Raw genomic sequence first — 26119 nt, 5'->3', positions numbered from 1 at the left:
CCTTATATTATATCAGGCGCCTGATTTTATCAGTCCATGTCAAGGAGACAACCATGCCCCGACTGACCGGCCCCGATTTCATCGGCATCCAGGCCGAAGACCTTCAAGCAGCCAGAGCCTTCTATGGCGACAGGCTGGGTCTGCCGGTGCTGCAGGAGAACTCAGAAGCGATCGTTTTCGACAGCAAGCCTGCTCCCTTCGCGGTCAGAAAGCCGCTCGTGGATCTGGAAGCGGCTCAAGGAAAGCTGGGCTGGGGCATTGCCCTGTGGTTCGGCTGCGACGACGCCGATGCGCTGCATGTGGAGTTGAAGGCGGCAGGAATAGCCATCGCCTTCCCGCCGAAGGACGGCCCGTTCGGGCGATATTTTGCGTTTCGCGATCCGTTTGGCTACACGATCACGGCTCATACCGCATGACGACGCGCTACTGGATCGGTGTCGCGAGCCGCGAGCATGTCAAAGCTGCCGAGACGGGTGGGTTTTTCCAGTTCTGTCACGGCCGGGAAGCGCGGGTCCGGAAGCTGTTGACTGGAGACGGTGTGATTTATTATTCGCCACGCGAACACATGACCTTTCCATCGAGACGGAGGGTGACACCCATACAGCCTCCGCACCTCGCCAAGAGGTGGTGGTCTCTGATGCTCGCGAGGAGGAGGACGACATCAGCCCCATCTCCGACCGACTGCTTACGGAGCTGACGACCCACCGCACTCTCGGTCGGCGCCGTGCGCTCGGCGAACAGCCCGATATCGCCTTCTTCGCGGCAGTCCACGCTCTGACGCTGAAGTCCTTCTACGTTTATTCTAGCGCGTTTCATGATCAGTACGGGCTCAATTCAAGCGAAGGATCCATATTTTCCCGTCAACCTCTATTGACGAGCGCGTAGCTTTGGCTGTGTTAACCTGCGCCCCGCTTCTGTCCGGAAGCACGAGGAGTCGTGATGAAAATCCTAAGCGCGCTGGCTTGACTTCTCTGCGGGGGAGCATCCTCTGCGCTTGCGCATTCCCCGGACATGACGCTCGACTTCACGTGGATCGGATCGGTGTTGTGCGCGCCAGAGCCAGGCAGCCCCGAGTTTGAGGTGGACCGCTGGAACGGCGCAACTGAGGTTCGTGCTGATCAGCCCCAGCGGCCGGAAGCTGGGAGGCTCTGACGTGCACCTGCCGGCCCACGGACCATTCACCGCGGTGCCGTCACCTTTCGGTCCCCGTGCGTGGGTGGGATGTAGACGTGGAGCGTCGAGGCCATGGACGCCGACGGCAAGTCCCAGGCACGCGCGGCGCTGACCCGCCCGTTCTATTGAGGCGCTGACGGCCATCGGGCCGGCGCATCGCCTGCGCCAGCCCGCCATCTTGCTTCAGCGGGACGTCGAAGTCGCCGGCTTTCTCTCCCGGCGCTTGGGAGCCGCGATCGTCCCTTCCCACTGCGCCCTCTTGCGAGCCGCCTTGCGGTGGCGGCGTACAGCCTCCGCGTGCTCTCGCACACGCCGCTCCGACGGCTTCTCATAGGCTTTGCGCTGCTTCATCTCGCGGAAGACGCCCTCGCGCTGCATGCGCTTCTTGAGGACTTTGATCGCCTGCTCGATATTGTTGTCCCTGACGAGAACCTGCAAAAGATATCCGATCTGAAAGTCGTCCCGAGTCCCTGGCCATCGTATGGCCGCTCGCTAGGATAGCCGACTGCGGGCCGGCCGGAGGCATCATAGAGGGGATGAGCCCGCAACGCGATGGCCGCCGGCCCCCTTCAGGCCGTTTCAGTCGTCACCACCTTGAAGCTCTCAAGCGTCGAGGGCCCAAAAGTCGTCACGATGGCGACGTCGGTCGCATCACGCCCCCGCGCCATGAGGATGCGGCCGATGCGCGGCTGATTGTGCCGGGCATCGAACGTGTACCAGCGCCCGCCGAGATAGACCTCAAACCAGGCGCTGAAGTCCATCGGCGCCGGATCTCGTGGCACGCCGATGTCGCCGAGATAACCGGTGCAGTAACGCGCTGGGATGTTCATGCAGCGGCACAGCGTGATGGCGAGATGGGCGAAGTCTCGGCATACACCCTGCCTGAGCGTATAGGCATCGAACGCCGTCTTCAGCGGGCTCGCATGCGCGTAGTCGAAGGCGATATGGCCATGGACAAAGTCGCAGATCGCCTGCACCAGGGGCCAGCCCTTGGGCATATGGCCGAACATGGACCAGGCGATGCTGGAGAGCCGGTCCGTCTCGCAATAGCGGCTGCCGAGGAGAAACAGCAGCACGTCCACCGGCAGGTCGCCGAGCGCGTGTTGGGGCGCATCCGGGGCCACGTCGTCGGGCCGGCCGCTGTCGCGGATGACGAAGTCCGCATGCATGGTGAGACGGCCGGCCGGTGCCTCGACGACATGGCAAAAATTGCCGAAGCTGTCGTGATAGGTGTTCGCCGAGATCGGCGGATCGAACACCGCGCGATCGAGACTGACGAGGTCGTTGATCCGCGATGGATGCACGCTCAGGGTGAGGATCATGGGCGTGGGTTGAGGGCAGGTATAGGAGATTTCGTAGCCGGCGTGGATGAGCATGTGAAACCTCGAAGGAATGAGCGGGCATCGCCCGCGCCTTCAGCTATGGTGGGTGCGCAGCTTCGAGCCGCGCAATGGGCGTGGCCGGAGCCGCGAGGGTCTCAAAAGGTGGACGGGAAGTTCTCTTTGCTGGCGGCGGACGACATGCCGCCGGTCTCAATCTTCAATGCCGATGGTCGATCCGCGTTCCTCATCGTCGCGGATCATGCGGGCAATGCCTTTCCCCGCGTGTTGGGTGGCCTTGGCCTCGATGCTACGGACCGGGAGCGCCACATCGCGTGGGATATCGGCATAGCCGGAGTCTGCCGGTCCCTGTCAGACCTACTCGATGCCACGCTCGTACAACAGAACTATTCCCGCCTCGCCATCGACTGCAACCGGCCGCCGCGCACGCCCCAATCCATCCCCGACGTCAGCGATGGCACCCGTGTGCTCGGCAACCAGGGCCTCGACACAGCCACGCGGCAGATGCGGGAGGCAGAGATATTCCAGCCCTATCACGCACATATCGCGGCGGAGCTCGATCGCCGGCGGGCGGAGGGCAGACCTGTGGTCCTCATCGCCATGCATAGTTTCACGCCGGTCTTCGCCGGCTTTGTGCGTCCGTGGGATGTCGGCGTCCTCTACCATCGCGACAACCGGTTCGCGAATGCATTGCTCGACGTGCTCCGGCAAGAACCCGACCTGACGGTCGGCGACAACGAGCCCTACGATGTCGGGGACGCGACGGACTGGAGCATTCCCGTCCATGGCGAGCGCCGCGGTATTCTCCACGTCGGCATCGAGGTCCGCCAGGACCTGATCGCCCGACCTCAGGACCAGGCTGTGTGGGGGGCGCGCCTTGCCGCCTTGCTGCGGGCTACCCTTACACGATGCGAGGGCATGGCGCTGACCATGCCCTCCTCATAAAGGCACAGCGTCGAGAACCGACGACACGGGGCATGCTCCACCCGTGCGAAGCCGCGTAGTGGATGCGAGAAAATCGCGCCACGCGGCTCACCTCTTGCTTTAGCAACCATGCCTGACCTTCGAAAGTGCGGGTGCCGATCCCGCCGCCCGGCGCGACAGATGCCCTCCGCCATATTGTGGGAGGCCAGCATCGTGAGACGGAGGAGCGGCCATGGACAGCTTCGGGCGTAAGCGCGGCATGTGCGAGTGCGAGTGGGGCGACCTTGCGCTTCGGTCCAGGAAACTGTCTGAGTAACGTGTTCGGCTGCCTATGGTCCCGCCACAACGATCTACAATCGCTTCAACCGGTGGTCGCGCCGAGGGTTCTGGCTCAGGTTGCTTGACGCACTGGTGGAGGCTGGTGCGGTGACCAAAAGCACCGCGATCGATAGTACTTACGTGAAGGCGCAGCGATCAGCCTTCGGAGGAAAAGGGGGGCGCAAGCGCAAGCGATCGGTCGGTCGCGCGGCGGCCAGACCACCAAGGTCCACGCGCTCACCGATGTCATCGGCCGCCCCTACGCGCTGATCCTCACGCCGGGTAACGTCGCCGATGTGACCGCAGCGCCTGAACTGCTCGCCCGTGCCCGAGGCGCTCGCTACCTGCTGGCTGACAAAGGGTACGACGCCGATGCATTGCGCCGCTCGCTGCGTCAGGTCGGCACCGTGCCCGTCATTCCCGGCCGGGCGAGCCGAAAGCGCCGTATCCGCTACGACCACGAGCGCTATCGGGAACGCCACCTGATCGAGAACGCCTTTGGCCGACTAAAGGACTTCCGTCGCGTCGCTACCCGCTACGACAAGCTCGCCATCAACTTCCTGTCCGGCGTTGCCCTCGCCACTGCTCTGGCCTTCTGGCTCTGAACGAGTCTGGACCCTAATGGACAATTGCTCGAGCTTGCGCCTCCTCCGCGGTCGGCGAGGTTCTACGTCCTGACGGTCGCCACAGGGATCATCCGGCGGCGCTTCGGGAGCCGGTTGTTACGGATACGGGACATGGCAGTACACAACCATTGCTATTGAGAGACCAATGGCCCGAATGGGGCTTTCGCCGGGATCGGGGTAATCGCAAGAAGGAGTTGGGGGATAGCTTCTGCGGTGCGTTTGGGACGGCTCATCGAAATATCTTTGGCTTGCCATTATATGCGGTCGTCAACGGCTCGATTGGACCAACCAGGTTAAGAGCCTCGACCGCCCTCTAGGTGACCGACTCATAATTTCGCAGCCAGATGCGGATTGATGCGAGTTGGATCGAGGCGAGGAAATTGTCGTCTCGCTTGTCGTAGCGAGTGGCGACGGCCCTGAAGTGTTTGAGCTTGTTGAAGAAGCGTTCGACGGCGTTGCGCTGGCGGTAGACCCAGCCGCTGAAGGGGAAGGTTTTGACCCTGTTGGGCATGGCGCGGACATTGGCCCACGCGCCGCGCCTGGCCATCCTTTCTCGCAAGGCGTCGCTGTCATAGGCCCTGTCGGCGAGAAGAATGTTTCCCGGCTCGACCGTATCCAGCATGTCGGCGGCCGAGCGCCCGTCGTGAGCTTGGCCTTCGGTCAACTTCAGGCGGATCGGGCGACCCTCGGCATCGACGAGGGCATGGATCTTGGTAGTCAGGCCGCCGCGCGAGCGACCCATGCAATGGGATCGCTCGTCTTTTTTTGACCGTTGGCGGCGTGCTGGTGCACCCGGATCGACGAGGTGTCGATCATCTGGATATCGCCATCGTAAGCGGCTGATACGGCTTGCAGAATGCGCACCCAATGCCCAGCCTTGCGCCACCGATTGAACCGGTTGACGCAGGTCGTGTACGGACCGTAGCGCGCTGGGATGTCGGCCCAAGGCGCTCCGGTGCGCAGCCGCCAGAAGATGCCGTTCAGAACACGACGGTCATCCACCCGCGCGACACCGCGCACCTTCGTCGGAAGAAGCGGTGCGATCACCGACCACTCGAAATCCGTCAGGTCAAAGCGCGCCATCTCAACCTCCAGGGCTGAGATCAGCGAATCAAAACAATGCTCCGCTGGGAATCCCGTTTATGGGTATGTCACCTGGTGCACCATAGCGACCGTGGCTCGCAATACGTGAGCATCCGCTATACCGAGCGTCTGGCGGAAGCCGGTATCTAGCCCTCCGTGGGCAGCGTGGGCGATAGCTACGACAACGCCCTCGCCGAGACGATCAATGGCCTCTACAAGGCCGAGGTCATCCATCGGCGGTGTCCCTGGCGATCCTTCGAGGCCGTCGAGTTCGCGACGCTGATCTGGGTCGACTGGTTCAACCAGCGCCGGCTGCTGGAGCCCATCGGCAACATCCCGCCGGCCGAAGCCGAGGAACGCTACTACGTCATGCTCGACGAGCAGTAACTGGCGGCGTGACTCAAACGAAACAGCCTCCGGCAAACCCCGGGCGGTTCAGTTCTCCACCCGAGGCCGCTCGCCCTTCGGGCGCGGAGCTGCAGCGGGAAGCAGTGGGGCGATCTCGGCCCAGAGGGCATCGGGCAAGCTTCTTGGCCATGCCAGAGCCTCAGCCACATATGGTTAACAATTGGCTTTGTTGGGTGTTCTAAATCGACCTTGCATCAAGATGTTTGCACGAGCTATTTCATCCCAAGGAATGGAGTTGGAGTTCCTCCGGTTTCATTGGCGGCCCAGAGGCGCTTGCCGATGTAGGATTTGGCCAGTGCAGAGCGGAGGTCAGGTATGAACGAGCAAGACTTGCGGCAGGATGTCTACGCCGCCCTGAAGGTGTTTCAGAACACGTTGCGCGTCTACATGCAAGCGACAGGCTTGGAGCCGCTTTTTCTCATCAATGGGACGGCCCCGGCCATCCCCCATGCACAGTTGGCCGGGTGTCGCGTGTTTCCCAGCCGCGGAGACATCATTGCCGACCTCCCCAAAGGGGGGATCGGCGTCGAAGTGGGCACACAGACGGGTCGCTTCGCGCGGACGCTGATGGACCTCGCGCAGCCAAGAAAGCTATATCTCCTGGATATCAACTACGCGCCGTTCCAGCGCGAGCATTTGGCTGCGGAACTGGAGGCCGGCACGGTCGAAGCGCGCAAGGGCTTATCCTGGGACTTGCTCGCGGAGTTCGACGACGATTATTTTGATTTTGCATATATCGACGCCGGGCACGGTTACGATATGGTCAGCAAGGATCTTGCAGTCGCGCTGCGCAAGGTCAAATCGGGCGGATACATCATCTGCAACGACTTTGTCGTCTGGAGCGCCCTTGAGGCTATTCCGTATGGAGTCCACAAAGCAGTGACGGAAGTGATTGTCGCAAATGGGTTTTCCGTCACTCATTTTGCCTTTCACCCTTTCGGGTATTCTGATATCGGCTTTCGGTTGCATTCTAAATAATTCATTTGAAATTTTAGAGCACTCGACGGGCTCTGGGTTAATTGGTGGGAAATACTCGCTGCATAGTCTGGAAGTTCCATTGCAAGCGCTGATGTTCACGCGTTCCATTTTTCGGGACGTCCGACGCGGCTGAGCGGGGCAAATTGCTCGATGCGGTGACCGGCCTGGTCGACGCTGGCAAGGTCCGCACCACCATGACCGAAGCTTTGCGCCCGATCAATGTGGTCAACCTGAACATGGCCCATGCTGCCATCAAGAGCGCAAACCGAGGGGCACTATGGTCGTCGAAGGCTTCTGAGGAGCCCCCCCCCCCGTCGTGCTCGACATGCCGGGCACCGGCGGGGCGTGGGGCCGCATCCGCAAACATCTGACAGGACGTGCCATGAGCGATGGTGAAGCAAAGAAGATCGGGCTGGTTGCGATCCTGACCGCCAGGGCCGGCAGCGCCGCGGCCTTGAAAGATGCGCTTGCGGCCATCATTCCCGGCGTCCGGACGGAGCCGGGCTGCCTGCGCTACGATATGAATGTCGATGTGGAGGACGAACACCGCGTCGTCATGCTGGAAGAGTGGTCGAGCGAAGCCGCACTGGAAGCCCACGCCCAGGCGCCGGCCTTTCGTTCGCTTGCGGCGCGTTTCAATGAGTTACTCGAAGTGGTGCCCGTGCTGATGAGGCTCCGGCTCGTCACCATGCCGTGATCCAGCAGATACCGTCGAGAACGAGCCGATGATCCTGAGGCCAGTGACCGCTATGCGGTCCGCGCGTTGTCACGAACGGCTCGAAGAAGGCTCATTCATCGTCGCTCATTAGGTCTGGAATTAACTCCGCTTCCTTTCAAAAGCAACTTTGAATCACCTCCTGCCCCGAAGGGGGATCCTATTCGTCAACAGAACCTAGCACTACTTTAGCGGATTAATGGATTGATAATCTTGAGGTATTGAGGTCTGCGCTCGGATCGGGGCGCGGGCCATGGCGAGCTGGGATGAGGCGCTCAGAGAGAGTTCCTGAAGCCGTTCGTGGCCGCCCTGCTGGGGCACAAGAAACGGCGGCAGATATGCCCGCTCTACGTGGCCGGCCTGATCGGTTCGGGCGAACGCAAGAGCATGCAGCCCATGGCCGAGCGGTTTGGTTCGGCACGGTATGACCGGTTCCATCATTTCATCTGGGATGGCCTATGGGATGACGGCCTGCTCGAAACGGAGCTTGCCCGCACCGCGGATCGTCTCGTGGGTGGACCCGATGCCGTCCTCGTCATCGACGACACCGGCCTGCCCAAGAAGGGCCGGCGCTCGGTGGGGGGCGCGCCGCAATGCGCTTCCATGCTGGGCGAGTGCGCCAACTGCCAGACCCTGGTTTCCCTGTGCTTGTTCCTGCCAGAGGGCTGGACCGATGATGTCGCCCGCATGATCACTGCCGGCATGCCGGAGCCGTTTCAGGGGCCGTGCTCCACGCCGGAGATCGCCCTTCGGGAGATCGACCGCGTCATGGTGCAGGGCGTGCGCTTCGGTCTGGTGCTGGCCGATTCCGGCTATGGCCTGTCCGCGTCCTTCCGCCAGGGCTTGAGCGGGCGCGGTCTCACCTGGGCCGTGGGCATCCCCAAGCACCGGAAGGTCTACCCGACCAATGTCGCGCTCGTCTTCTCCGTAGCCGTGCGCGGCCGGCCTCGGAAGAACCCGATCCCCGACCAACTGTCGGTGTCTGCCGAGACGGTGCTGGCCGAGACGCGATGGCGCAAGCTCTCCTGGCGGCGTGGCACCAAGGGGCCATTGAGCGCCCGCTTTGCCGCCTGCCGCATCCGCATCGCCGATGGACCGCCCCAGCGTATCCACGACTAGGGCCAGCAGCACATGCCGGGAGAGGAGGCCTGGCTGGTAGGCGAGTGGCACAGCTCGGGGGAGCGCAAATGCTATCTCTCCAACCTGCAGGCCGGAGCCTCCCTTAAAAAGCTCGCCGCCGCCATCAAGGAGCGCCGGGTGTGCGAGCAGGGCCACCAGCAGATGAAGGAGGAGCTGGGCTTCGACCACTTCGAGGGCCGCTCCTGGCGCGGCCTCCACCATCATGCCTGATGACCATGATCGCCTACGCCTTCCTGCAGCATCGGCGCCTGGAGCAGGTCACAGGAGAAAAAAGCCTGCGGAGGGGGCCACCGAGAGCGACCCTGCCTCAGGTCCGCAGAGCCGTCCTCAAGCAATCTGATTCTGCCAAAGTAGTGCTAGGCGGTGTGGACGGATTTGGCGGGGTCGAAGCGGGGGGATTCCCTTCCGGCTGTTTCGGTGATTCATAGAGGGTCGGCTTTTGGCGAGGTCGACCATGCTGACGCGGATGACGGACGAGGATTGGGCGGTGGCGCTGGATGTGTTCCACGCCTGCCGCTCGCGGCGGGGCGACAAGGGGCGAGACGACCGCAAGTTCCTCGAAGCCATGCACTATTTCACCGTGCACAACATCTCCTGGCGGGCGCTGCCGGCGGAGTTCGGGTCCTGGAACAGCGTCTGGAAACGGTTCTGGCGGCTGCGCCAGGCCGGCGTGTTCGAGCTGTTCTTCGAAACGCTGGCTTCGCTCAGCCGCACCGCGCATCTGGTTCAGATGTTCGATTCCACCGTGGTGCGTGCCCACGTCTCCGCCGCCGGGGCAAAAGGGGGCAGCAAGGCCACGCCCTCGGGCGCTCACGCGGCGGCTTCTCCACTAAGATCCACCTCAAGAGTGACTTCGAGGGCCACCCGATCGCCTTCCACCTGACCGGCGGCGAGGCCGGCGACAGCCCGCTGTTCAAGCTGCTGCTGGATCTTGGTCCCGATGTGAAGCCCCGCGCGGCGCTCGCCGACAAGGGCTATGACGCCAAGGCCAACCGGGCGCTGGCCCGAGCGCGCGGCATCGCGCCCGCCATCCCGTTCAAATCCAACGCGAAGGATCGTCCCGCCTTCTTCCCGAAGGCGCTCTACAAGGGCCGGGCCCGCATCGAGCAGTGCTTCGGAAAGCTCAAGCGTTTCAAGCGCGTCGCCCTGCGCTGCGAGAAGACAGAGCGCGGCTTCGCCGCAATCGTCGCGCTCGCCTTCTCATTCATCCTCATCAAATCCGTCCACACCGCCTAGGAGAGCTGGCACCTCGGATGATGTCGGCCACGGGGGCGGAGGCGGTCAGCTTCGGTTTCGCAATCGCCGCCTCGGACGCGGTGGTCTTCGTCCGCCTGCGGCTGGGGCTGCATCGATCGGGCGGGTTTGCACGCCGGGCGCGTCAGGAGAGCAGGCGCCCCATGACCACGCCGGCCACGGCGGCCGAGGCGGCAATGGCGAGGGTCTCCAAAGTCGCTCGCAGCACCGGGCGGTGGGCCACCAGCCCGCGCCCCACGCCCAGCGCCACCAGCAGCACGGTGGTGAGGACGAGCGAGGCGATGCGCGCGCTCTCCATGGGCAGGAAGGCGAAGGGCAGCACCGGCGTGAAGCCCGCGAACAGGTCGGACACGAACATCCAGAAGGCATGGGTGGCGGGGGTGGCGCCGTCGCCCGCCTCGTCCAGCTCGGTGCGCAGGCCGGCCGCGGCGCGTGGCGCGCGGGCGAGGGCATCCGCCACCCGCTCCACGTCGTCCTGAGCCATGCCGCCGCGCGCCAGGGCAGTCGTGATGGCGGCCGTCTCGGTGCGCACGGCCTCCGGGTCCAGCGTCCCTTCCCGCCGCGCGGTGCGGGCATCGCGCACCGATTCCGCGTCCAGATAGCTGCCCGCCATCATGGAGACGGCGGCGGCCGCCGCGCCGGTGGCGCCGGCGATGAGCACCGTGCGGGGATCGTCGGTGCTCATGGCGACGCCGAACACGAGGCCGAAGATGGAGACGGTGCCGTCCTCCATCCCGAACACGATGTCGCCGATGGAGGCCTTGAGGGAGGCGAGGACGCGGGAGGCTGTGGACATCGAGATCTTCCTTCCGGGCAATCCGCGCCGGCTCCGCCCCGGAGGACCTCGGGACGCGGGGCCGCGGCGGGCGCGCTTGCTGCCTGTGCCATCGATCCGCCGCAACGCCTTCGGGCGCGACGGTCCGGCCTTTCCGGGCGCGGCGGATGCCGTGTTCGCCGCGCGGTCGGATCGGGCCTCATCCTAGGCGCGGCGGCCGGCGCCGCGCTTTCCGGTTCGAATGCCGTTCCGCCGGTTGCCTCAGGCCGCCGCCGCGAAGCTGGTGACGAAGTCGTCCACCGCCTGCCGCAGCTCGTGGGCCTGGTCGGAGAGGCCGCTCGAAAGGGTCATGAGCTGGGTGGAGGCGGAGCCCGTCATGCCCGCCGCCTGCCCGACCCCGGAGATGTTCTGCATCACCTGATGAGTTCCGGTGGCCGCCTGCTGGCAGTTCTGGGCGATTTCCGACGTGGCGGCGCTCTGCTGCTCGATGGCGCGGGAGATGGCCTCCGCGATCTCCCTGACCGTTCCGATGACACGGGCGATACCGCTCACGGACTGCACGGAGCTGTCGGTAGCCTCCTGGATCTCGCCGACCTTGGCGCGGATGTCCTCGGTGGCCTTGGCGGTCTGGGCGGCGAGCTCCTTCACCTCGGAGGCCACCACCGCGAAGCCCTTGCCCGCCTCTCCCGCCCGCGCCGCCTCGATGGTGGCGTTGAGAGCCAGCAGGTTGGTCTGGTCGGCGATGGACTTGATGAGGTTGACCACGTCGCCGATGGCGGAGGCGGCGGTCGCGAGGTCGGAAATGCGGGCGTTTGAGGTCTCCGCCTCCGTGAAGGCGCTGTCGGCGATCCGCACGGAGGTGCTCACCTGGCCGTTGATCTCGTGGATCGAGGCCGCCATCTCCTCCGAGGAAGCGGCCACGGTCTGCACGTTGGAGGACGCCTCCTCGGCCGCGCCGGCGACCGCTTGCGCCTGCCGCGAGGTCTCCTCGGCGGTGGCGGAGAGGTTGCGCGCCGCGTCGGCCACCTCGCGCGAGGAGGTGGCGAAGCCGGTGGCGAGGCGCTGCATGTGCTCCACGAAGCCCTTGGCGAGCTGCTCGCGGCGGGCGACGGCCTCGTGCTCGGCCCGCTCCTGCTCGGCCTGCTGCTGCTTCAGCCGGTCACCTTCCTGCATCCGGTCGCGCATGTAGACCACGCTCTTGCCGATGGCGCCGATCTCGTCACGGCGCCGGGCTGTGGAGATATCCACGTCGAGGTTGCCGTCGCCGATGGCGCGCAGCTCGCCCGAAAGGCGCTCCAGCGGCCCGAAGATGGAGCGCGAGAAGAGGTAGGACGCGACGCCCAGGACGATCAGCACCAGCGCGATGATGGCGCCGAGCACCCGCAGCTGGGCATAGAAGGCACTGTCGATGTCGTCCACGTAGACGCCGCCGGCGACCACCCATTCCCAGGGGGCGAAGCCCATCTCGAAGGAGATCTTCTGGCGCGGGGTAGGGTCATCGCCGGCCCTGGGGAAGTAATAGGTGGTATAGCCGCTGCCGGCCTTGCCGTGCGCCACCTGCTGGCGGGCGAACAGCGTGCCGTAGGCGTCCTTCTCTCCGGAGGCGTCCCTGTTCTCGCGGTCGGCGCGGGTGCCGTGCAGCAGGGTGGTGCTGTCGAAGCTGTAGACGAACAGGTAGTTGCCGCCGTCGAAGCGGATGGCGTGGATCATGTCGGCGGCGCGCTCGTGCGCCTCGGCCTTGGTGAGGCGGCCGTCGCGCACCGCCTGGTCCAGCCCCTTGAGCTGGGAGACCGCGACCTCGACGATGTGGCGGATCTCGCCCTTCCTCTCGTTCATCATGCTTGAATACAGGTCGACCAGGAACACGGCGGTGATGGCCACGAGCCCCGCCATGAATGTGGTGACCAGGAAGAGAAGGCGAACCTTGAGCGAGAACGAACTCATGTCAGATGACCCCCATCAAGACATGCGGTTACGTTCGATTCATGGAACGGGTGCGCCCGGATGTATAGTCGGAAAGTGCGGGATGGAGGTCTTTGGTTGGCAAGTGTGTCGATGTGGCCAAAAATAGAAATTGTTATAAGCGTCAAGTTATACTTTAGGTGGCGAGGGGAGGTGTCGGTTTTGCGACAAGCTCCTTTCGCTGGCAAGGCGCGAAACTACATGTCCGGGATTGCGCTGCCGTAGCGGCATGTGTGCTCCGCTGGCGGCGATGTGCCCGCCGCCTCGCCCGGTGGGCGTGCGAAGAAGAAGACAGCGGCCGCCGGCTACGGCATGTTCCGGTCTCCCCGTGGCCGGGGAGCGGCGCGCATCGCGCCCGCTGCCGCCGGCCTCCATTGGAGAGCGACATGACATCGCGCGAGACGCCGGCCCCCGTGGCCGGTTCGGGCGCCACCCTGGCCATGGCCGCGGCGGCGGGCATCGCCGTCGCCAACATCTATTACAACCAGCCCATGCTGGCGGTGATCGAGGGCGAGCTGCCGGGCCGCCTCACCGCCGCCATTCCCACCGCCACCCAGCTCGGCTACGCGGTGGGCCTGTTCCTGCTGGTGCCGCTGGGAGACCTGGTGGAGCGGCGGCGGCTGATCGTGGTGCAGTTCATGGTGCTGGCGGCCGCGCTGGTGCTGGCGGCGTCCGCGCCGAACGCCCTGGTGCTGGCGCTCGCCTCGTTCGCGGTGGGGCTCGCCTCCACCGTGGCGCAGCAGGTGGTGCCGCTGGCGGCGCACCTCGCCGCGCCGGAGCGGCGGGGCGCCACCGTGGGCATGGTGATGGCCGGGCTCTTGAGCGGCATCCTGCTCAGCCGGACGCTGGCCGGCTTCGTCGCCACCCACGGCGGCTGGCGCGAGATGTTCTGGGTGGCGGTGCCCATGTCGCTTGCCGCCGGCGGGCTCATGGCTGTGATGCTGCCGCGCAGCCGGCCCGATGCCGGGTTGCCTTACGGCTCGCTCCTGGTTTCCGTCGTCGGCCTGTGGCGCGAGTTCCCGCAGCTTCGCCTCGCGGCGGTGACGCAGGCGGCGCTGTTCGGCGCCTTCACCGTGTTCTGGACCATCCTGCCCTTCCGGCTCGCCTCGCCGCGGTTCGATCTGGGGGCGGATATCGCCGGCCTGTTCGGGCTCGTCGGCGCGGTCGGCATCCTGGTGGCGCCGCTCGCGGGCCGCTTCGCCGACCGGCACGGACCCGCCCGCGCGGTGCTGCTCGGGGTGCTCGCCACGCTCGCGTCCTGGCTGCTGTTCGGCGCCTGGGGCGGGCTGGCGGGGCTGGTGATCGGCTGCATATTGCTGGATTTCGGCATCCAGGCCGCCCTGGTGTCCCACCAGCACATCGTCTACGCGCTGCGCCCCCAGGCGCGGGCGCGCATCAACACCGTGTTCATGGGCACCATGTTCATCGGCGGCGCGCTCGGCTCGGCGCTCGCCATGCTGGCCTGGGCGGAGGGCGGCTGGCCGCTGGTGTGCGCCCTGGGCATCGCCTTCGGCGCCGTCGCCACGGCCCTCCAGGTGCGCGCGCAGCTGCTGCGGCGCGGCTCCTGAAGGGCCGGCGGGGCCGGGCCCGCAGCGTTTCCCGGTTTCGCGGAATCGGGGAAACGCTGCGGATTGTCGAGGCCACGCGCTTTCTTCACGCGAACGGGTTTCCGCTTCGCTCGAAACAGCACTACCGGGCGCCTCGGGTGGATTCGTAGAGGAGCCACGCGCGGCGCTCGGCTTCGTCGATCCAGACCGCCACCGGGCTGGCGGTGGCGACATCCTCGTGGACCTCGCACACGCCGTGCACCTCGCGCAGGAAGGAGACGAAGCGCCGGTTGTCTTCGGCCAGATCGGCCAGCATGTCCTCGGGCGTGACGAAATCGGCGTCGTTGTCCGCGAGGCGTTGCAGGCGCTGGATGTGGCCTGGCGCGGAGCGTGGTGCCGCCCAGCTTGCGCGCCCGCTCGGCGATGTCGTCGGTGATGGCGAAGATCTGCGCGCCCTGCTCGTCGAGCAGGAGGTGGTCGTCGCGGAGGTGGAGGCCGGACATGTGCCAATGGAAGTTCTTCGTCTTCATGTAGAGGGCGAAGGCATCGGCGAGAAGGCCGGCGAGAGCGACGGAGATATCGCGGCTGGCGTCCTGCCGAGATCGATGGGCGTGTGCAGCGGGGCGGCCCGGCGGGCCTGGATGCCTTGCGTATTCATGGCGGCTTTCCTTATGTCGGCGCCCGGCGGATGGATCGACATTCCCATATCCTGGGAATACATCCGCCCGTGGCGCCATTGACGATGGAAAGCTGGAAGAGGGCGTCTCCGGGCTGAATTGGCCTGTCGCGTGCGCCGCTCATCCCTGGGTTTGGCCGGCTCCGGTGCTGCGGCCTCAGCCCTGGCGCGCGCCGGCGTTCAGCGCCTCGTCGATGCAGGCGATCATCAGGTTGCCATCGAAGGGCTTGGCGAGGAAGCCGAACGTGCCGGCCGCGTCCACCTGCCGGCGGATGCGCTCCTCCGGGAAGGCGGTGATGAAGATAAGGGGCGTGAGATCGCCCCGCGCCCTCAGGTGGCCGTGGAGTTCCACCCCGGTCATGCCGGGCATCTGCACATCGGTGATGACGCAGTCGGTATGGCCGAGAAGCGGTGACCTTAGGAAATCCTCGGCGGAGGCGAAGGCCTTCGCGCCGAACCCCAGAGACCGCACGAGGCTTTCGGTCGCGACGCGAACGGATTCGTCATCGTCGATGATCGTGATCATCGGGGCAGGAGACACTTCGATCTACCTCAAGACTTTTCTTCCGGCGCAGCTCGCTGCGGAGGACTTTGAGCGACTATAGCCTGGAGCCGCGCGCCGGATGAATCATACACACGTTTGCCTGCTCACCCCTTCGCCGGACCGAGGCCGAGCGCCTCGGCCATGCGCACCAGGTCGGCGAGGGTGCGCGCCTCCATCTTCCGCATCACGTTGCCCCGGTGGATCTTCACCGTGATCTCGCTGAGCCCCACCTCGGCGGCCACCTGCTTGTTCATCAGGCCGCGGGTGACGAGGGTCATGATCTGCTGCTCGCGCGGGGTGAGGGCGGCGTAGAGGCTGTCGAGGCGGGAGGCTTGGCGGCGCGTTTCGCGCCGGGCCTCGTCGATCCTGATGGCGGCGGCGACCGCATCCAGCATGTCCTGGTCGCGGAAGGGCTTGGTGAGGAAGTCCACCGCTCCCGCCTTCATGGCGCGCACGGTCATGGGGATATCGCCGTGCCCGGTCATGAAGATGATGGGCATGTCGTTCTCGCCGCGGCCGAGCTGGGCCTGGAAATCGAGCCCGCTCACGCCCGGCAGGCGGATATCGAGCACCAGGCAGCGCGGCGCGTCCGGCAGCGTCGCCGCCAGCAGCTCGGCGGCGGAGGCGAACAGCGCCACATCCAGCCCCACCGAGCGGAACAGGCTGGAGAGAGCTTCGCGCAGCGAGGGGTCGTCGTCCACCACGATCACCAGGGGATCGCGCGCGGGCGGCGCGGAGCGGGGAGGCAGGGGGCGGTTCACGATGCACGGTCCTCGGCGGCGGGGAGGGTGAGGGTGAAGCGCAGGCCGCCGGTCGCCTCGCGGGCGGCGGCGATGCGCCCGCCGTGCGCCTCCACGATGGAGCGGGAGATGGAGAGGCCGAGGCCGATTCCATCCCGCTTGGTGGTGTAGAAGGCGTCGAACAGCACCGGCAGCGCCGCCTCGTCCACTCCAGGCCCGGTGTCGGCGATGGTGATGGCGATGCCGCCCGCCCCCTCCGCTTCCGGCGCTTGGGGCGCGATGCCGATGGCGAGCCGGCGCCGTTCCTCCGGCACCGCGTCCATGGCCTGAATGGCGTTGAGCGCGAGGTTGATGACCACCTGCTGCAACTGCACCCGGTCTCCCGGCACCGGCGGCAGGCCGGCGGGCAGATCGGCCTCCAGGCGCACATGGTGGTTCGAGAGCTCGCGCTCGATCAGTGTCAGGGCGTCCGCCACCATCTCGGCGGCATCGAGCGGCAGGTGCTCGGGCTCGGCGCGCCGGGCCAGGGCGCGCAGGCGCGCCACCACCTCGCTGGCGCGGCGGGCGTCGGCGATCATGCGCCGCACGGTGGCCTCCGCCTCGCCGAGGTCCGGCACCGCCCGGCCGAGCCAGCGCAGGCAGGCCTCGCCGTTGGTGACCACCGCCGCGAGGGGCTGGTTCACCTCATGGGCGATGGAGGCGGTCAGCTCGCCCATGGTGGCGACTCGGGTGACATGGGCGAGGTCCGCCTGGGCCTGGTGCAGCTCGTCCTCGGCGCGCTTGCGGCTGGTGATGTCGCTGTTGGTCTCCATGGTCGCGGCGGGGCGCCCGCGCTCGTCGCGCCGGAGCGACCAGCGGCTCAGGGCGGTGACGAGGCCGCCGTTGCGCCGGGTGTGGAGCAGTTCCCCGTCCCAGCGGCCGGTGCGCAGCAGCTCGGCGCGGATGGCCGCGCGCGGGGCGGGAAAGCGCGTGCGCAGCAGGTGGGCCGCAGGCTGGCCGATGGCCTCGTGCCGGGACCAGCCGTAAAGCTCCTCCGCGCCGCGGTTCCAATAGGTGATGGTGTCGTCCGGCGCGCGCACGAAGACGGCGTCGTGGGAAAGATCGAGCAGCTCCGCCTTCTCGCGCAGGGCGCGCGTCGCCTCCTGGTTACGGAGCGACAGCAGGGTGGTGACGCTGACGGCGGCGAGGCTCACCACGCAGCGCATGGTGGAGGCAATGTCATAGGCGTGGGTATGGGTGATGGCGAAGCTGAGCAGCGTGAGGGCGATGCAGGTGCCCCCGATCAGCAGCAGGCCCCGCTGTTCCGCGACGCCGGCGGCGATGAGCACCACCACCACGTAGAGCACCGCGATCGCCATATCGAGGGGCGAGAAGGTGTCGACGAGGAAGATGGCCGCCGCCAGCATCGCCACGGCCGTCTGCGCGAGCCGGCCGCGCATGCCGCTGTCTTCGGCCACGGGGGCGGAGCGTTCCCAGGATGACATGCGATGCCTCTCTCGCGCCTCGGGCGAATGGCGTTGCCGGCGCCCCGGCCGGGCTGACGCAGGGGCCGCCCCACCATGGGCGCTGGAGCTGTCGCCCAGTCTATCGCGATAGCACGGCGCAGCCTTGCCCGAACATACCTTGGTATGGGGCGGCCAACCCCATCATATGCACGGCGAAACGCAGGTAGAATGGAGGCTGAAAGGGCCGCTGCTAGTCTTCGGACATCGCCATTTCCAGGAGTTTCCGGCCGCCGCGGCGCAAGATCGCCGCCGGTTCGCCGGGCTTCCAGATGGCCGTTCCGAGCCATGAAGACCAGAGGGGTCCGGTCCATGTCCGTTCACGCCTTGCCAGCTCCCGTCGCGGCCGACGCTGCCTGCCTCCTTCCCCCGCCCTTTCCCTGGCTGATGCCGGACGCCGCCGGGGACGACGGCGAAACCCTGCGTGTGCGGCTCGCCCACATGGGGGTGGAAATCGCCATCAGTTCCGGTTCCGGTGAAGGAAGGCGGGCGGGCGAGACGATCCACTTCCGTGTGGGGGCCGGGGAGGCCGCCCGGCTCGCCGGCCAGCGCCCTGCCATGGCGGGCGACACGGTGGTGGAGACCCTGTCCCGCGCGCTCGCCGCCGCCGAACGCAGCACCGACGCCTTCGCCGGCCTCTATGCGGATGCGCTGCGCCTCGCCGTGGTCGCCCGCATGCTGGGCCGGGCGCGGCCGCAGGCGGAGCCCGCAGCGGACGTAGCTGAGCCCACCGCGCCCTGCGCCGTGCCGGCGCCTCTGCCCTCCGGCGGGCCCGAGCAGACGTCGCGCCGGCCCCGGTCGGGCCTCGTGGCATGGCGGCTCAAGCGCGTGCTGGCCTTCGTGGACGCTCACCTCGCCGAGCCGGTCACCCTGGCCGACATGGCGTCCGCCGCCGGCCTCAGCCGCATGCACTTCGCGGCCCAGTTTCGCGTGGCCACCGGCCAGCGGCCGCGCGCCTTCCTGCTGCGGCGGCGCATCGAGCAGGCGCAACGCATGATGCGGGAGAGCCGCGAGCCGCTGGTGCAGATCGCTTTGGCGGTGGGGTTCCAGACCCAGGCTCATTTCACCACCGTCTTCCGCCGCTTCGCCGGCGACACCCCCCACCAGTGGCGCAGCGCCAACGGGGCGTGACCGACGGATCGGGCCGCCGGAAAAGGCGCCGCCGACCGCGCCGCTTCCCATGCGGCACACTCGCTTTCGAAGCGGCGGCCGTCTCGTCCTTCGTGCAGGTGCGGACCCATGGTGTTCGCGAGCGGCCCATTCACCCACGTGCCACGCAAGGACGCCGGGGAACGGCCAAGCCTCCTGGTCGGCGCACGGGCGCGCCGCCGCCCTGTTCCCGAGGTGAAAAGAAAAGCGCCCGGGCCGTGGGGGCCCGGGCGCTTCATGATCGGGAGAGCCGCAAGTGGCCCTGCGCCTTCCAGGGAAGGCGCAGGGATGCGGGGTCAGTAGCGGGCGTCGGCGGGCTTGCCGCCCTTCGGCCAGTCGTTGACCTTGGGCGCGAAATCCGGCCGCGGCATGTGGGTGAAGAATTCCGCCACGTCCACCGCGTCCTGGTCCGAGAGACCGCCCTGGCCCAGCGGGAACTTCTCGTGGAAGCCGATGGGCATGTTGCGCTTCACGAAGGCGGCGGCGGTGTAGGTGCGGGCCATGCCGGCGCCGATGTTGAAGGACTTGTCGCCCCACAGCGGCGGGTAGACGAAGTTGCCCTTGGCGTCCTGCAGGCCCTCGCCGTCGGCGCCATGGCAGACGGCGCACTGGGCCGCATAGACCAGCTTGCCGTTCTCCACGTTGGGCTTGATGTTCTTGTCGATCTTGCCGACGCCGCGGCCTTCCACCTTGTCCTCCGGCTTGGTGGCGCCCTTCATCCAGTTGAAGTAGGCGACCATGGCCTTCATGTCCTCGCCCTCCTTCGGCAGGGCCTTGCCGTTCATGGACCGCAGGAAGCAGCCGTTGATGCGGTCCTCGAGCGTGATCTCGCGACCCGCGCGGGGCGCGTAGCTCGGGAACATGGCGGAGACGCCCACATAGGGCGAGCCATCGGCCACGGTGCCGCCGTTGAGGTGGCAGCTCGTGCAGTTGAGCACGTCGCCGACATTCTTGGGCAGCAGGGTGTGGGTCTCGGTGTTGAGGCGCATGCCCCACACCAGCTGCTTGGCGTTCGGCTCGTTCAGCAGGTTGGCGAGGCGCGGCGTCTCGAACTTCGACGCGTCGATCTTGGGATCGATGAGGGCGCGAGCCTTCTTCACCTGCTCGGCGGTCACGGCCGGCGCCTTGTTGCCCCAGTTCGAGCGGACGAAGGTGAGGATCTCCGCCACCTCCTGGTCATCCAGCCGGGCGAAGCCGGGCATGGTGAAGACGCGGGGATAGGCGTTGGTCTCGGCCGTCTTCCAGCCGCTGAGGGTGATGTGGATCAGCGTCGCCGGATCGTCCGACATCACGGTCGGGTTGCCGGCGAGCGGCGGGAACACCTTGGGCACGCCCGCGCCGTTCAGCCGGTGGCAATCGGTGCAGAACTGCGCGTAGGCGAGGCCGCCGCGGGTGGTGAACATGGCCTCCGGCACGGCGTCGTCCACCGGCAGGGGCGTCACCTCGTGCGGGTGGGCCGTGGGCAGCGACTTCAGATAGGTGGCGATGGCGATCAGGTCATCGGTGCTGAAGTGCTGCGTGGAATTGTGGATCACCTCCGTCATGGAGCCGGAGACGGTGGCGAAGCGGTTCTGGCCGGTCTTCAGCAGCTCCACCGTGTCGGGCACCGTCCACAGATCGCGCAGGTTGATGGCGTTCCACTCTTCCACCTTGGCGCCGGAGACGAACTTGTCGCCGTTCGGGCCGCGGCCGGACATGGCGACTTCCTGGAAGCCGATGCCGCGCGGGGTGTGGCAGGCGCCGCAATGGCCGAGCCCCTCCACCAGATAGGCGCCACGGTTCCACACCGCATCCTTGGTGGGGTCGGGCTCGAACCCGCGGTTGTCCATGAAGGCCTTCTGCCAGAAGGCGAGGCCCCAGCGCTGGTTGAAGGGGAAGGAGATGCCGAGCGGCTTGTTCGGCGCCGCCACCGGCTCCACGCCCTGCATGAGATAGGCGTAGAGGGCATACATGTCGTCCGGCGCCACCTTGGCATAGGAGGGGTAGGGCATGGCCGGGTAGAGGTGCCGGCCGTCCGCCGTCACGCCGTGGCGCATGGCGCGGTCGAACGCGCCGAAGCTGTACTTGCCGATGCCGTCCTTCGCATCGGGCGTGATATTGGTGGAGTAGATCACGCCGAAGGGCGTCTCGAGGGGCAGGCCGCCGGCCATGGGATGGCCGCCCGGCGCGGTGTGGCAGGCCACGCAGTCACCCAGCTCGGCGACATACTTGCCGCGCGCGATCAGGTCGGCATCCGCCGTCTTGGGCAGGGCGCGGCCGGCGTTCTCGACCGGAGGCGGCGTCACCACCCACCAGAAGACCCCCGCGCCCACCACCATGGCGGCGGCGGCGAGCGCGCCCACCACCTTCCACCTCGACCTGCGTCTGCCTGAAACGTCGTTGTCCATCGCAAAGCCTCCGGGTGCGGGCGGCGGCGGGATCGGGGCGCCCCGCTTCCGGGAATCGCGGGCCGATCACGCCCACGGGCCGGCTTCAAAGCATCCGACATCCACCGCCGCGGCGTACCTGCCGCCGACATTGGAGGCGGAATGTATCGCCGCATTGACGTGCCGCAACTGTGGAATGTCCCCTCAGGGTGGAAAACTCCGGGCAAGCCGCGTGAAATGCTGCGCTGCGGCCGTCTGGAGCCATTCCATTTTTCGATCACGTTTTCGTGTGTCGAACGAAAAAATGCCACAACTCAATGCGGCGCCTCCATCGGCGATTGTGTGGTCCGCGCTCTTGAAAACAATTTTGGCGAGCATTAACGTTTGGTAATCAGATCGTGATGCGGGCGCTTCGCGTGCGCTTGAGCGTTGACTTCCAGGGGGCTGGGGCCATGCGGATCGGAATTCTCGGCGGCGCGCCGTTCAAGGTTGTGGCGGTCATGGCGGCGTCGCTGCTGCTGGTGCCGGCGTCGGCCCATGCCGGTTCGGCGCGCACCGCGCTCGGCATCGTCGCTGGGGCCGTGGTGGGGGCGGCGGTGCTGGGCGCCATGTCGGGCGCCGGCCGCGCCCATGCTGCTCCGCGCCCGGCCAAGCCCAAGACCTCCTCCCGCAGCTCCGGGCAGAAGAACAGCAAGAAGATCGCCGGCGGCAAGTCGTCCGGCACCGCATCCGCCCAGGCGAGCGCCGGTGACGACCCCTTCGCGAAGCCCGCCTCCGAGGCGGTTCCGGTGTCGTCCAAGCCATGACGAAGGCGTGGCTGCCCCTGCGGAGGGTGACGGCGCGGTTCCTCGGCGCGCTGCTGCTGCTCGCCGGTCTGCTGGCGGCGGGGCCTGAGGCGCGGGCCCAGGGCCTGCTTGCCATGGACGAGCCGCTGACCGAGGTGCGCGGGTGGGATATCGGCGTCAACACCAAGGCGGCCGGCTGCCTCGCCAAGGCGAAATACGAGGACCAGACCACCGTCTGGTTCGGCTTCGCGGACGGCGGCAAATCCTTCTTCGGCCTGTCGAATCCCCGCTGGCGCTCGATCGAGGCCGGAAAGTCCTACAAGATCCAGATGCTGGCGCGCGGCGGCGGCCGCTGGCACGGCAACTTCACCGGGGCGGAATCCGAGGCCGGCAAGAGCCTGGTGGGCACTGACCTGAAGGACAGCTTCATGGTCGATCTCGCCCGCGCGGGCGGGCTCGACGTGCGCTATGAGGGCAAGAGCATCACGCGGCTCTCCCTCTCCGGCTCCATGGCGGCGCTGGAGGCGGTCATCGACTGCCAGAAGGACCTCATCGCCTACCTGAAGCGCGAGGGGCGGGAGCCCGCCCAGGCCCGCTCCACGCCGAAGGACGACCCGAAGGGCGAGGGCACCAGCTCCGGCACCGGCTTCTTCGTCAGCGCCAGCGGCCACGTGCTCACCAATCACCACGTCATCGACGGATGCAAGAAGGTGGAGATCACCCGGCAAGGCGCGGTGAGCGAGCCGGTGCAGGTGATCGCCCGCGACGCCACCAACGACCTTGCCCTGCTGAAGGCCGTGAACGGACCGGCCGGCCCGGTGCCGGCCCTCGCGCCGCGCACCCGCATCGGCGACAGCATCTATATCTACGGCTTTCCGCTCGCCGGCATCCTCGCCAGCTCCGGCAACTTCACAGTGGGCAACGTCACCGCCACCTCCGGCCTCAACGACGACAGCCGCATGCTGCAGATTTCCGCGCCGGTGCAGCCCGGAAACAGCGGCGGCCCGCTGATGGACCAGCACGGCAACATCGCCGGCGTGGTGGTGTCGAAGCTCAATGCCCTGCGCCTCGCATCTGTGACCAAGGATCTGGCGCAGAACGTGAACTTCGCCATCAAGAGCTCCGTGGCCCAGACCTTTCTCGACGGCAATGCGGTGACGCCCGCGCTTGGTCCCGCCGATGCCGCGACGCTGGACCCGGCGACCATCGCGGAGCGGGCCAAGCTGTTCACGGTGTTCGTGGTCTGCCGCTGAGCGGCGTGCCCGTCTTGAGGGTGTGTGACGCCGAGCCGTGCCCGCCGGCCGACCGGCGCCGAAGCGCGGGCTCACGCCGAATGCCATGAGCCTGTCCGGCGTTCGTTCTCACGGGCCCTTGTCCAGGCCTGGACGGCGTCAGAACGGAACACGGCTGGCTCAGGCCGAGGGCCGGGAACGATGGTCCTGGTCCCGGCGTCTCACGCCGCGCGTTTCAGCAGATCTTCCGGCAGCTTGCGGCAGATGTCCGCCACCTGCTTCAGCAGCGGCGCCATGGCGGAGGTCTTGCGCCACAGCAGGCCGATCCGCCGGCTGGGGTGGGAATCCAGGAAGTCGAGCAGGTGGATGTTCTCGGCCGGCTGCGACTGGCCCTTGACCGCCAGCATGGGCAGTAGGGTGATGCCCGCCCCCGCCACCACCATCTGCCGCAGGGTTTCCAGGCTGGTGGCGCGGAACTCGCTCTTCTCCCGCGCGCCGGAAAGCTGGCACACCTCCAGCGCCTGGTCGCGCAGGCAGTGGCCGTCCTCCAGCAGCATCAGATTGTGCTGGCCCAGCTCGTCGAGATGCAGGGAGCGCCGCTTTGCGAGGGGGTGGTCACCCGGCACCGCCAGCAGGAACGGTTCCTCGAACAGGAACTCGTCGTGCAGGTGGTGGTCATGCACCGGCAGCGCCAGGAAGGCGGCATCGAGCGTGCCGGCATTCAGCCGCGCCACCAGATCGGCGCTCTTTTCCTCGAACAGCAGCAGCTCCAGCTCGGGAAAGCGCGCGCGGATCATGGGCACGACGTGGGGCAGCAGGTAGGGCCCGAGGGTGGGGAACACGCCGAGCCGCAGGGTGCCCCCCTCGGCCGCGCGGCTGCGGCGGGCGGCCTCCTTCATCTGGTCCACCTCGGCCAGGATGCGCCGCGCCCGCTCCACCGCGTCGCGGCCGGCGGGGGTCAGCATCACCCGGCGCGGCGCGCGCTCCACCAGCGGCACGCCCAGCTCCTCCTCCAGCTTGCGGATCTGCATGGAGAGGGTCGGCTGGCTCACCAGGCATGCCTCCGCGGCGCGGCGGAAGTTCCGGTGGTCGGCCAGGGCGATGAGATATTGCAGCTCGCGGAGTGTCATCTCGTATCACGAAGCGCCGCCCGTCCGGGTGATCCGGACGGGCGGCTGGCTTGATGGTCGCACCCGCCTCAGGCGGCCTTGCTTTCCGGCTCGCCGGGGGCGGAGGAGCGGATGAGGTAGTCGAAGGCGCCGAGCGAGGCCTTCGCGCCCTCGCCCATGGCGATGACGATCTGCTTGTAGGGCACGGTGGTGCAGTCGCCGGCCGCGAACACGCCGGGCAGGGAGGTCTGGCCGCGCTCGTCCACCACGATCTCGCCGCGGGGAGAAAGCTCCAGCGTGCCCTTCAGCCACTCGGTGTTCGGCAGCAGGCCGATCTGCACGAAGATGCCCTCCAGCTCCAGGGTCTGGATCTGGCCGGAGACGCGGTTCTCATAAGTGAGGCCGGTCACCTTCTGCCCGTCGCCGAGCACCTCGGTGGTGCGGGCGGAGAGCCTGATGTCCACGTTCGGCAGGCTGTTCAGCTTGCGCTGGAGCACCTCGTCGGCGCGCAGCTTGGAGTCGAACTCGATGAGGGTGACGTGGGCCACCACGCCGGCGAGGTCGATGGCCGCCTCCACGCCCGAGTTGCCGCCGCCGATCACCGCCACGCGCTTGCCCTTGAAGAGGGGGCCGTCGCAATGGGGGCAGTAGGCCACGCCCTTGGAGCGGTACTTGTCCTCGCCCGGCACGCCCATCTGCCGCCAGCGGGCGCCGGTGGCGAGGATCACGCTGCGGGCCTTCAGGGCCGCGCCGCTGGCCAGCTCCACCGAGATGAACTCATCCCCCCGCACCAGCTTCTGGGCCTTCTGGAGGTTCATGATGTCCACCTCATACTCGCGCACGTGCTGCTCCAGCGCGGTCGCGAGCTTGGGCCCCTCCGTGTAGGGCACGGAGATGAAGTTCTCGATGGCCATGGTGTCCAGCACCTGGCCGCCGAAGCGCTCGGCCGCGACGCCGGTGCGGATGCCCTTGCGCGCCGCATAGATGGCCGCCGCCGCGCCGGCCGGTCCGCCGCCCACCACCAGCACCTCGAACGGCTCGAGGGCGGCAAGGCGCTTGGCCTCGCGCTCCACCGCGCCGGTGTCGAGCTTGGCGACGATCTCCTCGACGCCCATGCGGCCCTGGCCGAACACCTCGCCGTTCAGGTAGACGGTGGGCACCGACATCACCTGCCGCTCGTCCACTTCCTTCTGGAAGAGGGCGCCGTCGATGGCCGCGTGCCTGATCCTGGGGTTCAGCACGGCCATGAGGTTCAGGGCCTGCACCACGTCCGGGCAGTTCTGGCAGGACTGGGAGAAATAGGTCTCGAAGCTGAAGTCGCCGTCGAGGCCCTTGATCTGGTCGATCACCGCCTGCTCCACCTTGGGCGGGTAGCCGCCGGTCTGCAGCAGCGCCAGGATGAGCGAGGTGAATTCGTGGCCCATGGGCAGGCCGGCGAACACGAGATGAATGTCCTCACCCGGGCTCGTAAGCGCGAAGGACGGCACGCGCGCGCCGTCGGCGCCGCGCGCCTCCGTGAGGGTGATCTTGTCGGAGAGCGGGACGATGTCGTTCAGCAGCTCCAGGGTTTCCTTGGAGCGCGCGCCGTCGTCCACGAAGGCGGTGATCTCGATCGGACGGACCACCCGCTCCAGATAGGTCTTGAGTTGAGCCTTCATCGCATCGTCGAGCATGGCAATCCTCCGAAAAACGTAAAACGAGCATTCCGCGGCCCGAGGCCGGGGGAGCAGCCTTCCCCAGGGATGGGGAAGGCTGCCTTGCGCGCGATCAAAA

General features: G+C 67.1%; 21 protein-coding genes and 7 pseudogenes. 15 read left to right on the top strand and 13 right to left on the bottom strand.

Features of this window, described 5'->3' with window-relative positions; translation table 11 throughout:
- The first annotated feature begins 53 nt into the window (after positions 1 to 53).
- Both V5F75_RS15190 and V5F75_RS15185 read left to right on the top strand, forming a co-directional pair.
- Positions 54 to 416 carry a VOC family protein gene (locus V5F75_RS15190; RefSeq protein ID WP_394038103.1) on the top strand — a complete coding sequence of 121 codons (363 nt, stop codon included), beginning with the start codon at positions 54 to 56 and terminating at the stop codon, positions 414 to 416.
- A gap of 166 nt (positions 417 to 582) precedes the next feature.
- Positions 583 to 807: pseudogene (locus V5F75_RS15185) on the top strand (DNA-binding protein); the annotation flags it as partial.
- Between the two features lie 549 nt (positions 808 to 1356).
- Here the strand turns inward: V5F75_RS15185 and rpsU are convergent.
- Positions 1357 to 1611, bottom strand: a complete 255-nt coding sequence (gene rpsU, locus V5F75_RS15180) for a 30S ribosomal protein S21 (protein ID WP_394038105.1) — start codon at positions 1609 to 1611, stop codon at positions 1357 to 1359.
- Positions 1612 to 1742: 131 nt separating this feature from the next.
- Positions 1743 to 2549 (bottom strand): transglutaminase-like domain-containing protein, encoded by an 807-nt coding sequence (locus tag V5F75_RS15175; RefSeq protein ID WP_394038107.1) that lies wholly within the window; start codon positions 2547 to 2549, stop codon positions 1743 to 1745.
- A gap of 108 nt (positions 2550 to 2657) precedes the next feature.
- On the opposite strand from V5F75_RS15175, the gene V5F75_RS15170 reads away from it, so the two are divergent.
- A complete protein-coding gene (locus V5F75_RS15170; protein WP_394038109.1) occupies positions 2658 to 3458 on the top strand; it encodes an N-formylglutamate amidohydrolase in 801 nt (266 codons plus the stop codon).
- Positions 3459 to 3755: 297 nt separating this feature from the next.
- Positions 3756 to 4360 (top strand): annotated as a pseudogene (locus V5F75_RS15165) (IS5 family transposase); the annotation flags it as partial.
- Positions 4361 to 4694: 334 nt separating this feature from the next.
- Here the strand turns inward: V5F75_RS15165 and V5F75_RS15160 are convergent.
- Positions 4695 to 5464: pseudogene (locus tag V5F75_RS15160) on the bottom strand (IS5 family transposase).
- 72 nt (positions 5465 to 5536) lie between these two features.
- Here V5F75_RS15160 and V5F75_RS15155 point away from each other — a divergent pair.
- Both V5F75_RS15155 and V5F75_RS15150 read left to right on the top strand, forming a co-directional pair.
- Positions 5537 to 5851: pseudogene (locus tag V5F75_RS15155) on the top strand (integrase core domain-containing protein); the annotation flags it as partial.
- A gap of 336 nt (positions 5852 to 6187) precedes the next feature.
- Positions 6188 to 6850 carry a class I SAM-dependent methyltransferase gene (locus tag V5F75_RS15150; protein WP_394038127.1) on the top strand — a complete coding sequence of 221 codons (663 nt, stop codon included), beginning with the start codon at positions 6188 to 6190 and terminating at the stop codon, positions 6848 to 6850.
- Positions 6851 to 6945: 95 nt separating this feature from the next.
- Here the strand turns inward: V5F75_RS15150 and V5F75_RS15145 are convergent, their stop codons facing one another.
- Positions 6946 to 7095, bottom strand: a complete 150-nt coding sequence (locus tag V5F75_RS15145) for a hypothetical protein (protein WP_394038125.1) — start codon at positions 7093 to 7095, stop codon at positions 6946 to 6948.
- Between the two features lie 80 nt (positions 7096 to 7175).
- Here V5F75_RS15145 and V5F75_RS15140 point away from each other — a divergent pair, with 80 nt between their 5' ends.
- From V5F75_RS15140 to V5F75_RS15125, 4 genes and pseudogenes are all read left to right on the top strand, one after another.
- A complete protein-coding gene (locus V5F75_RS15140) occupies positions 7176 to 7547 on the top strand; it encodes a putative quinol monooxygenase (protein ID WP_394038129.1) in 372 nt (123 codons plus the stop codon).
- Between the two features lie 306 nt (positions 7548 to 7853).
- Positions 7854 to 9133: pseudogene (locus tag V5F75_RS15135) on the top strand (IS701 family transposase).
- Between the two features lie 26 nt (positions 9134 to 9159).
- Positions 9160 to 9327 (top strand): annotated as a pseudogene (locus V5F75_RS15130) (transposase); the annotation flags it as partial.
- On the top strand, positions 9300 to 9941 hold the full coding sequence (locus tag V5F75_RS15125) for an IS5 family transposase (protein ID WP_509212177.1): 642 nt from the start codon (positions 9300 to 9302) through the stop codon (positions 9939 to 9941). The pseudogene V5F75_RS15130 and the gene V5F75_RS15125, both read left to right, overlap by 28 nt.
- Positions 9942 to 10083: 142 nt before the next feature.
- Here V5F75_RS15125 and V5F75_RS15120 read toward each other — a convergent pair whose 3' ends face one another.
- Complete coding sequence (locus tag V5F75_RS15120) at positions 10084 to 10755, bottom strand: VIT1/CCC1 transporter family protein (protein ID WP_394037915.1); 672 nt, start codon at positions 10753 to 10755, stop codon at positions 10084 to 10086.
- 240 nt (positions 10756 to 10995) lie between these two features.
- The gene (locus tag V5F75_RS15115; protein WP_394037917.1) at positions 10996 to 12678 is read right to left on the bottom strand and encodes a methyl-accepting chemotaxis protein; all 1683 of its coding nucleotides are present in this window, start codon (positions 12676 to 12678) and stop codon (positions 10996 to 10998) included.
- 404 nt (positions 12679 to 13082) lie between these two features.
- Between V5F75_RS15115 and V5F75_RS15110 the strand changes: the two genes are divergently transcribed.
- Positions 13083 to 14264: an MFS transporter gene (locus tag V5F75_RS15110; protein ID WP_394037919.1), complete on the top strand. Its 1182-nt coding sequence runs from the start codon at positions 13083 to 13085 to the stop codon at positions 14262 to 14264.
- A gap of 121 nt (positions 14265 to 14385) precedes the next feature.
- Here the strand turns inward: V5F75_RS15110 and V5F75_RS15105 are convergent.
- The 4 genes and pseudogenes from V5F75_RS15105 to V5F75_RS15090 form a co-directional block, all read right to left on the bottom strand.
- Positions 14386 to 14901, bottom strand: a pseudogene (locus tag V5F75_RS15105) (Dps family protein).
- Positions 14902 to 15076: 175 nt separating this feature from the next.
- Complete coding sequence (locus tag V5F75_RS15100; protein ID WP_394037921.1) at positions 15077 to 15445, bottom strand: response regulator transcription factor; 369 nt, start codon at positions 15443 to 15445, stop codon at positions 15077 to 15079.
- Positions 15446 to 15567: 122 nt separating this feature from the next.
- The gene (locus tag V5F75_RS15095) at positions 15568 to 16227 is read right to left on the bottom strand and encodes a response regulator transcription factor (protein WP_394037947.1); all 660 of its coding nucleotides are present in this window, start codon (positions 16225 to 16227) and stop codon (positions 15568 to 15570) included.
- Positions 16221 to 17687, bottom strand: coding sequence for a two-component system sensor histidine kinase NtrB (locus tag V5F75_RS15090; protein ID WP_394037923.1), 1467 nt, complete (start codon positions 17685 to 17687; stop codon positions 16221 to 16223). Before V5F75_RS15090 ends, V5F75_RS15095 begins: the two co-directional genes overlap by 7 nt.
- A gap of 330 nt (positions 17688 to 18017) precedes the next feature.
- Here V5F75_RS15090 and V5F75_RS15085 point away from each other — a divergent pair, with 330 nt between their 5' ends.
- Positions 18018 to 18836 carry a helix-turn-helix domain-containing protein gene (locus V5F75_RS15085; protein ID WP_394037925.1) on the top strand — a complete coding sequence of 273 codons (819 nt, stop codon included), beginning with the start codon at positions 18018 to 18020 and terminating at the stop codon, positions 18834 to 18836.
- Positions 18837 to 19150: 314 nt separating this feature from the next.
- On the opposite strand, the gene V5F75_RS15080 is transcribed toward V5F75_RS15085, so the two are convergent.
- Complete coding sequence (locus tag V5F75_RS15080; RefSeq protein ID WP_394037927.1) at positions 19151 to 21241, bottom strand: c-type cytochrome; 2091 nt, start codon at positions 21239 to 21241, stop codon at positions 19151 to 19153.
- A 141-nt stretch (positions 21242 to 21382) separates the two neighbouring features.
- On the opposite strand from V5F75_RS15080, the gene V5F75_RS15075 reads away from it, so the two are divergent.
- The 3 genes from V5F75_RS15075 to V5F75_RS15065 all read left to right on the top strand — a co-directional run bounded on the left by V5F75_RS15075 (position 21383) and on the right by V5F75_RS15065 (position 23258).
- Positions 21383 to 21601: a hypothetical protein gene (locus tag V5F75_RS15075; protein WP_394037929.1), complete on the top strand. Its 219-nt coding sequence runs from the start codon at positions 21383 to 21385 to the stop codon at positions 21599 to 21601.
- Positions 21602 to 21672: 71 nt separating this feature from the next.
- Entirely contained in the window at positions 21673 to 22026 is a 354-nt protein-coding gene (locus V5F75_RS15070; protein ID WP_394037931.1) for a hypothetical protein, read from the top strand.
- Positions 22023 to 23258: a S1C family serine protease gene (locus V5F75_RS15065; protein ID WP_394037933.1), complete on the top strand. Its 1236-nt coding sequence runs from the start codon at positions 22023 to 22025 to the stop codon at positions 23256 to 23258. Before V5F75_RS15070 ends, V5F75_RS15065 begins: the two co-directional genes overlap by 4 nt.
- 200 nt (positions 23259 to 23458) lie before the next feature.
- Here the strand turns inward: V5F75_RS15065 and oxyR are convergent, their stop codons facing one another.
- On the bottom strand, positions 23459 to 24367 hold the full coding sequence (gene oxyR / locus V5F75_RS15060) for a DNA-binding transcriptional regulator OxyR (RefSeq protein WP_394037935.1): 909 nt from the start codon (positions 24365 to 24367) through the stop codon (positions 23459 to 23461).
- A 68-nt stretch (positions 24368 to 24435) separates the two neighbouring features.
- Positions 24436 to 26019, bottom strand: coding sequence for an alkyl hydroperoxide reductase subunit F (ahpF, locus tag V5F75_RS15055; RefSeq protein WP_394037937.1), 1584 nt, complete (start codon positions 26017 to 26019; stop codon positions 24436 to 24438).
- Between the last annotated feature and the right edge of the window lie 100 nt (positions 26020 to 26119).

Origin of the sequence: Xanthobacter albus (assembly GCF_043194895.2) — a bacterium.
In the GTDB taxonomy this organism is placed as follows: domain Bacteria; phylum Pseudomonadota; class Alphaproteobacteria; order Rhizobiales; family Xanthobacteraceae; genus Xanthobacter.
The sequence above is the reverse complement of the archived record's forward strand: the minus strand, read 5'-3'. Positions and strand labels throughout refer to the sequence as shown.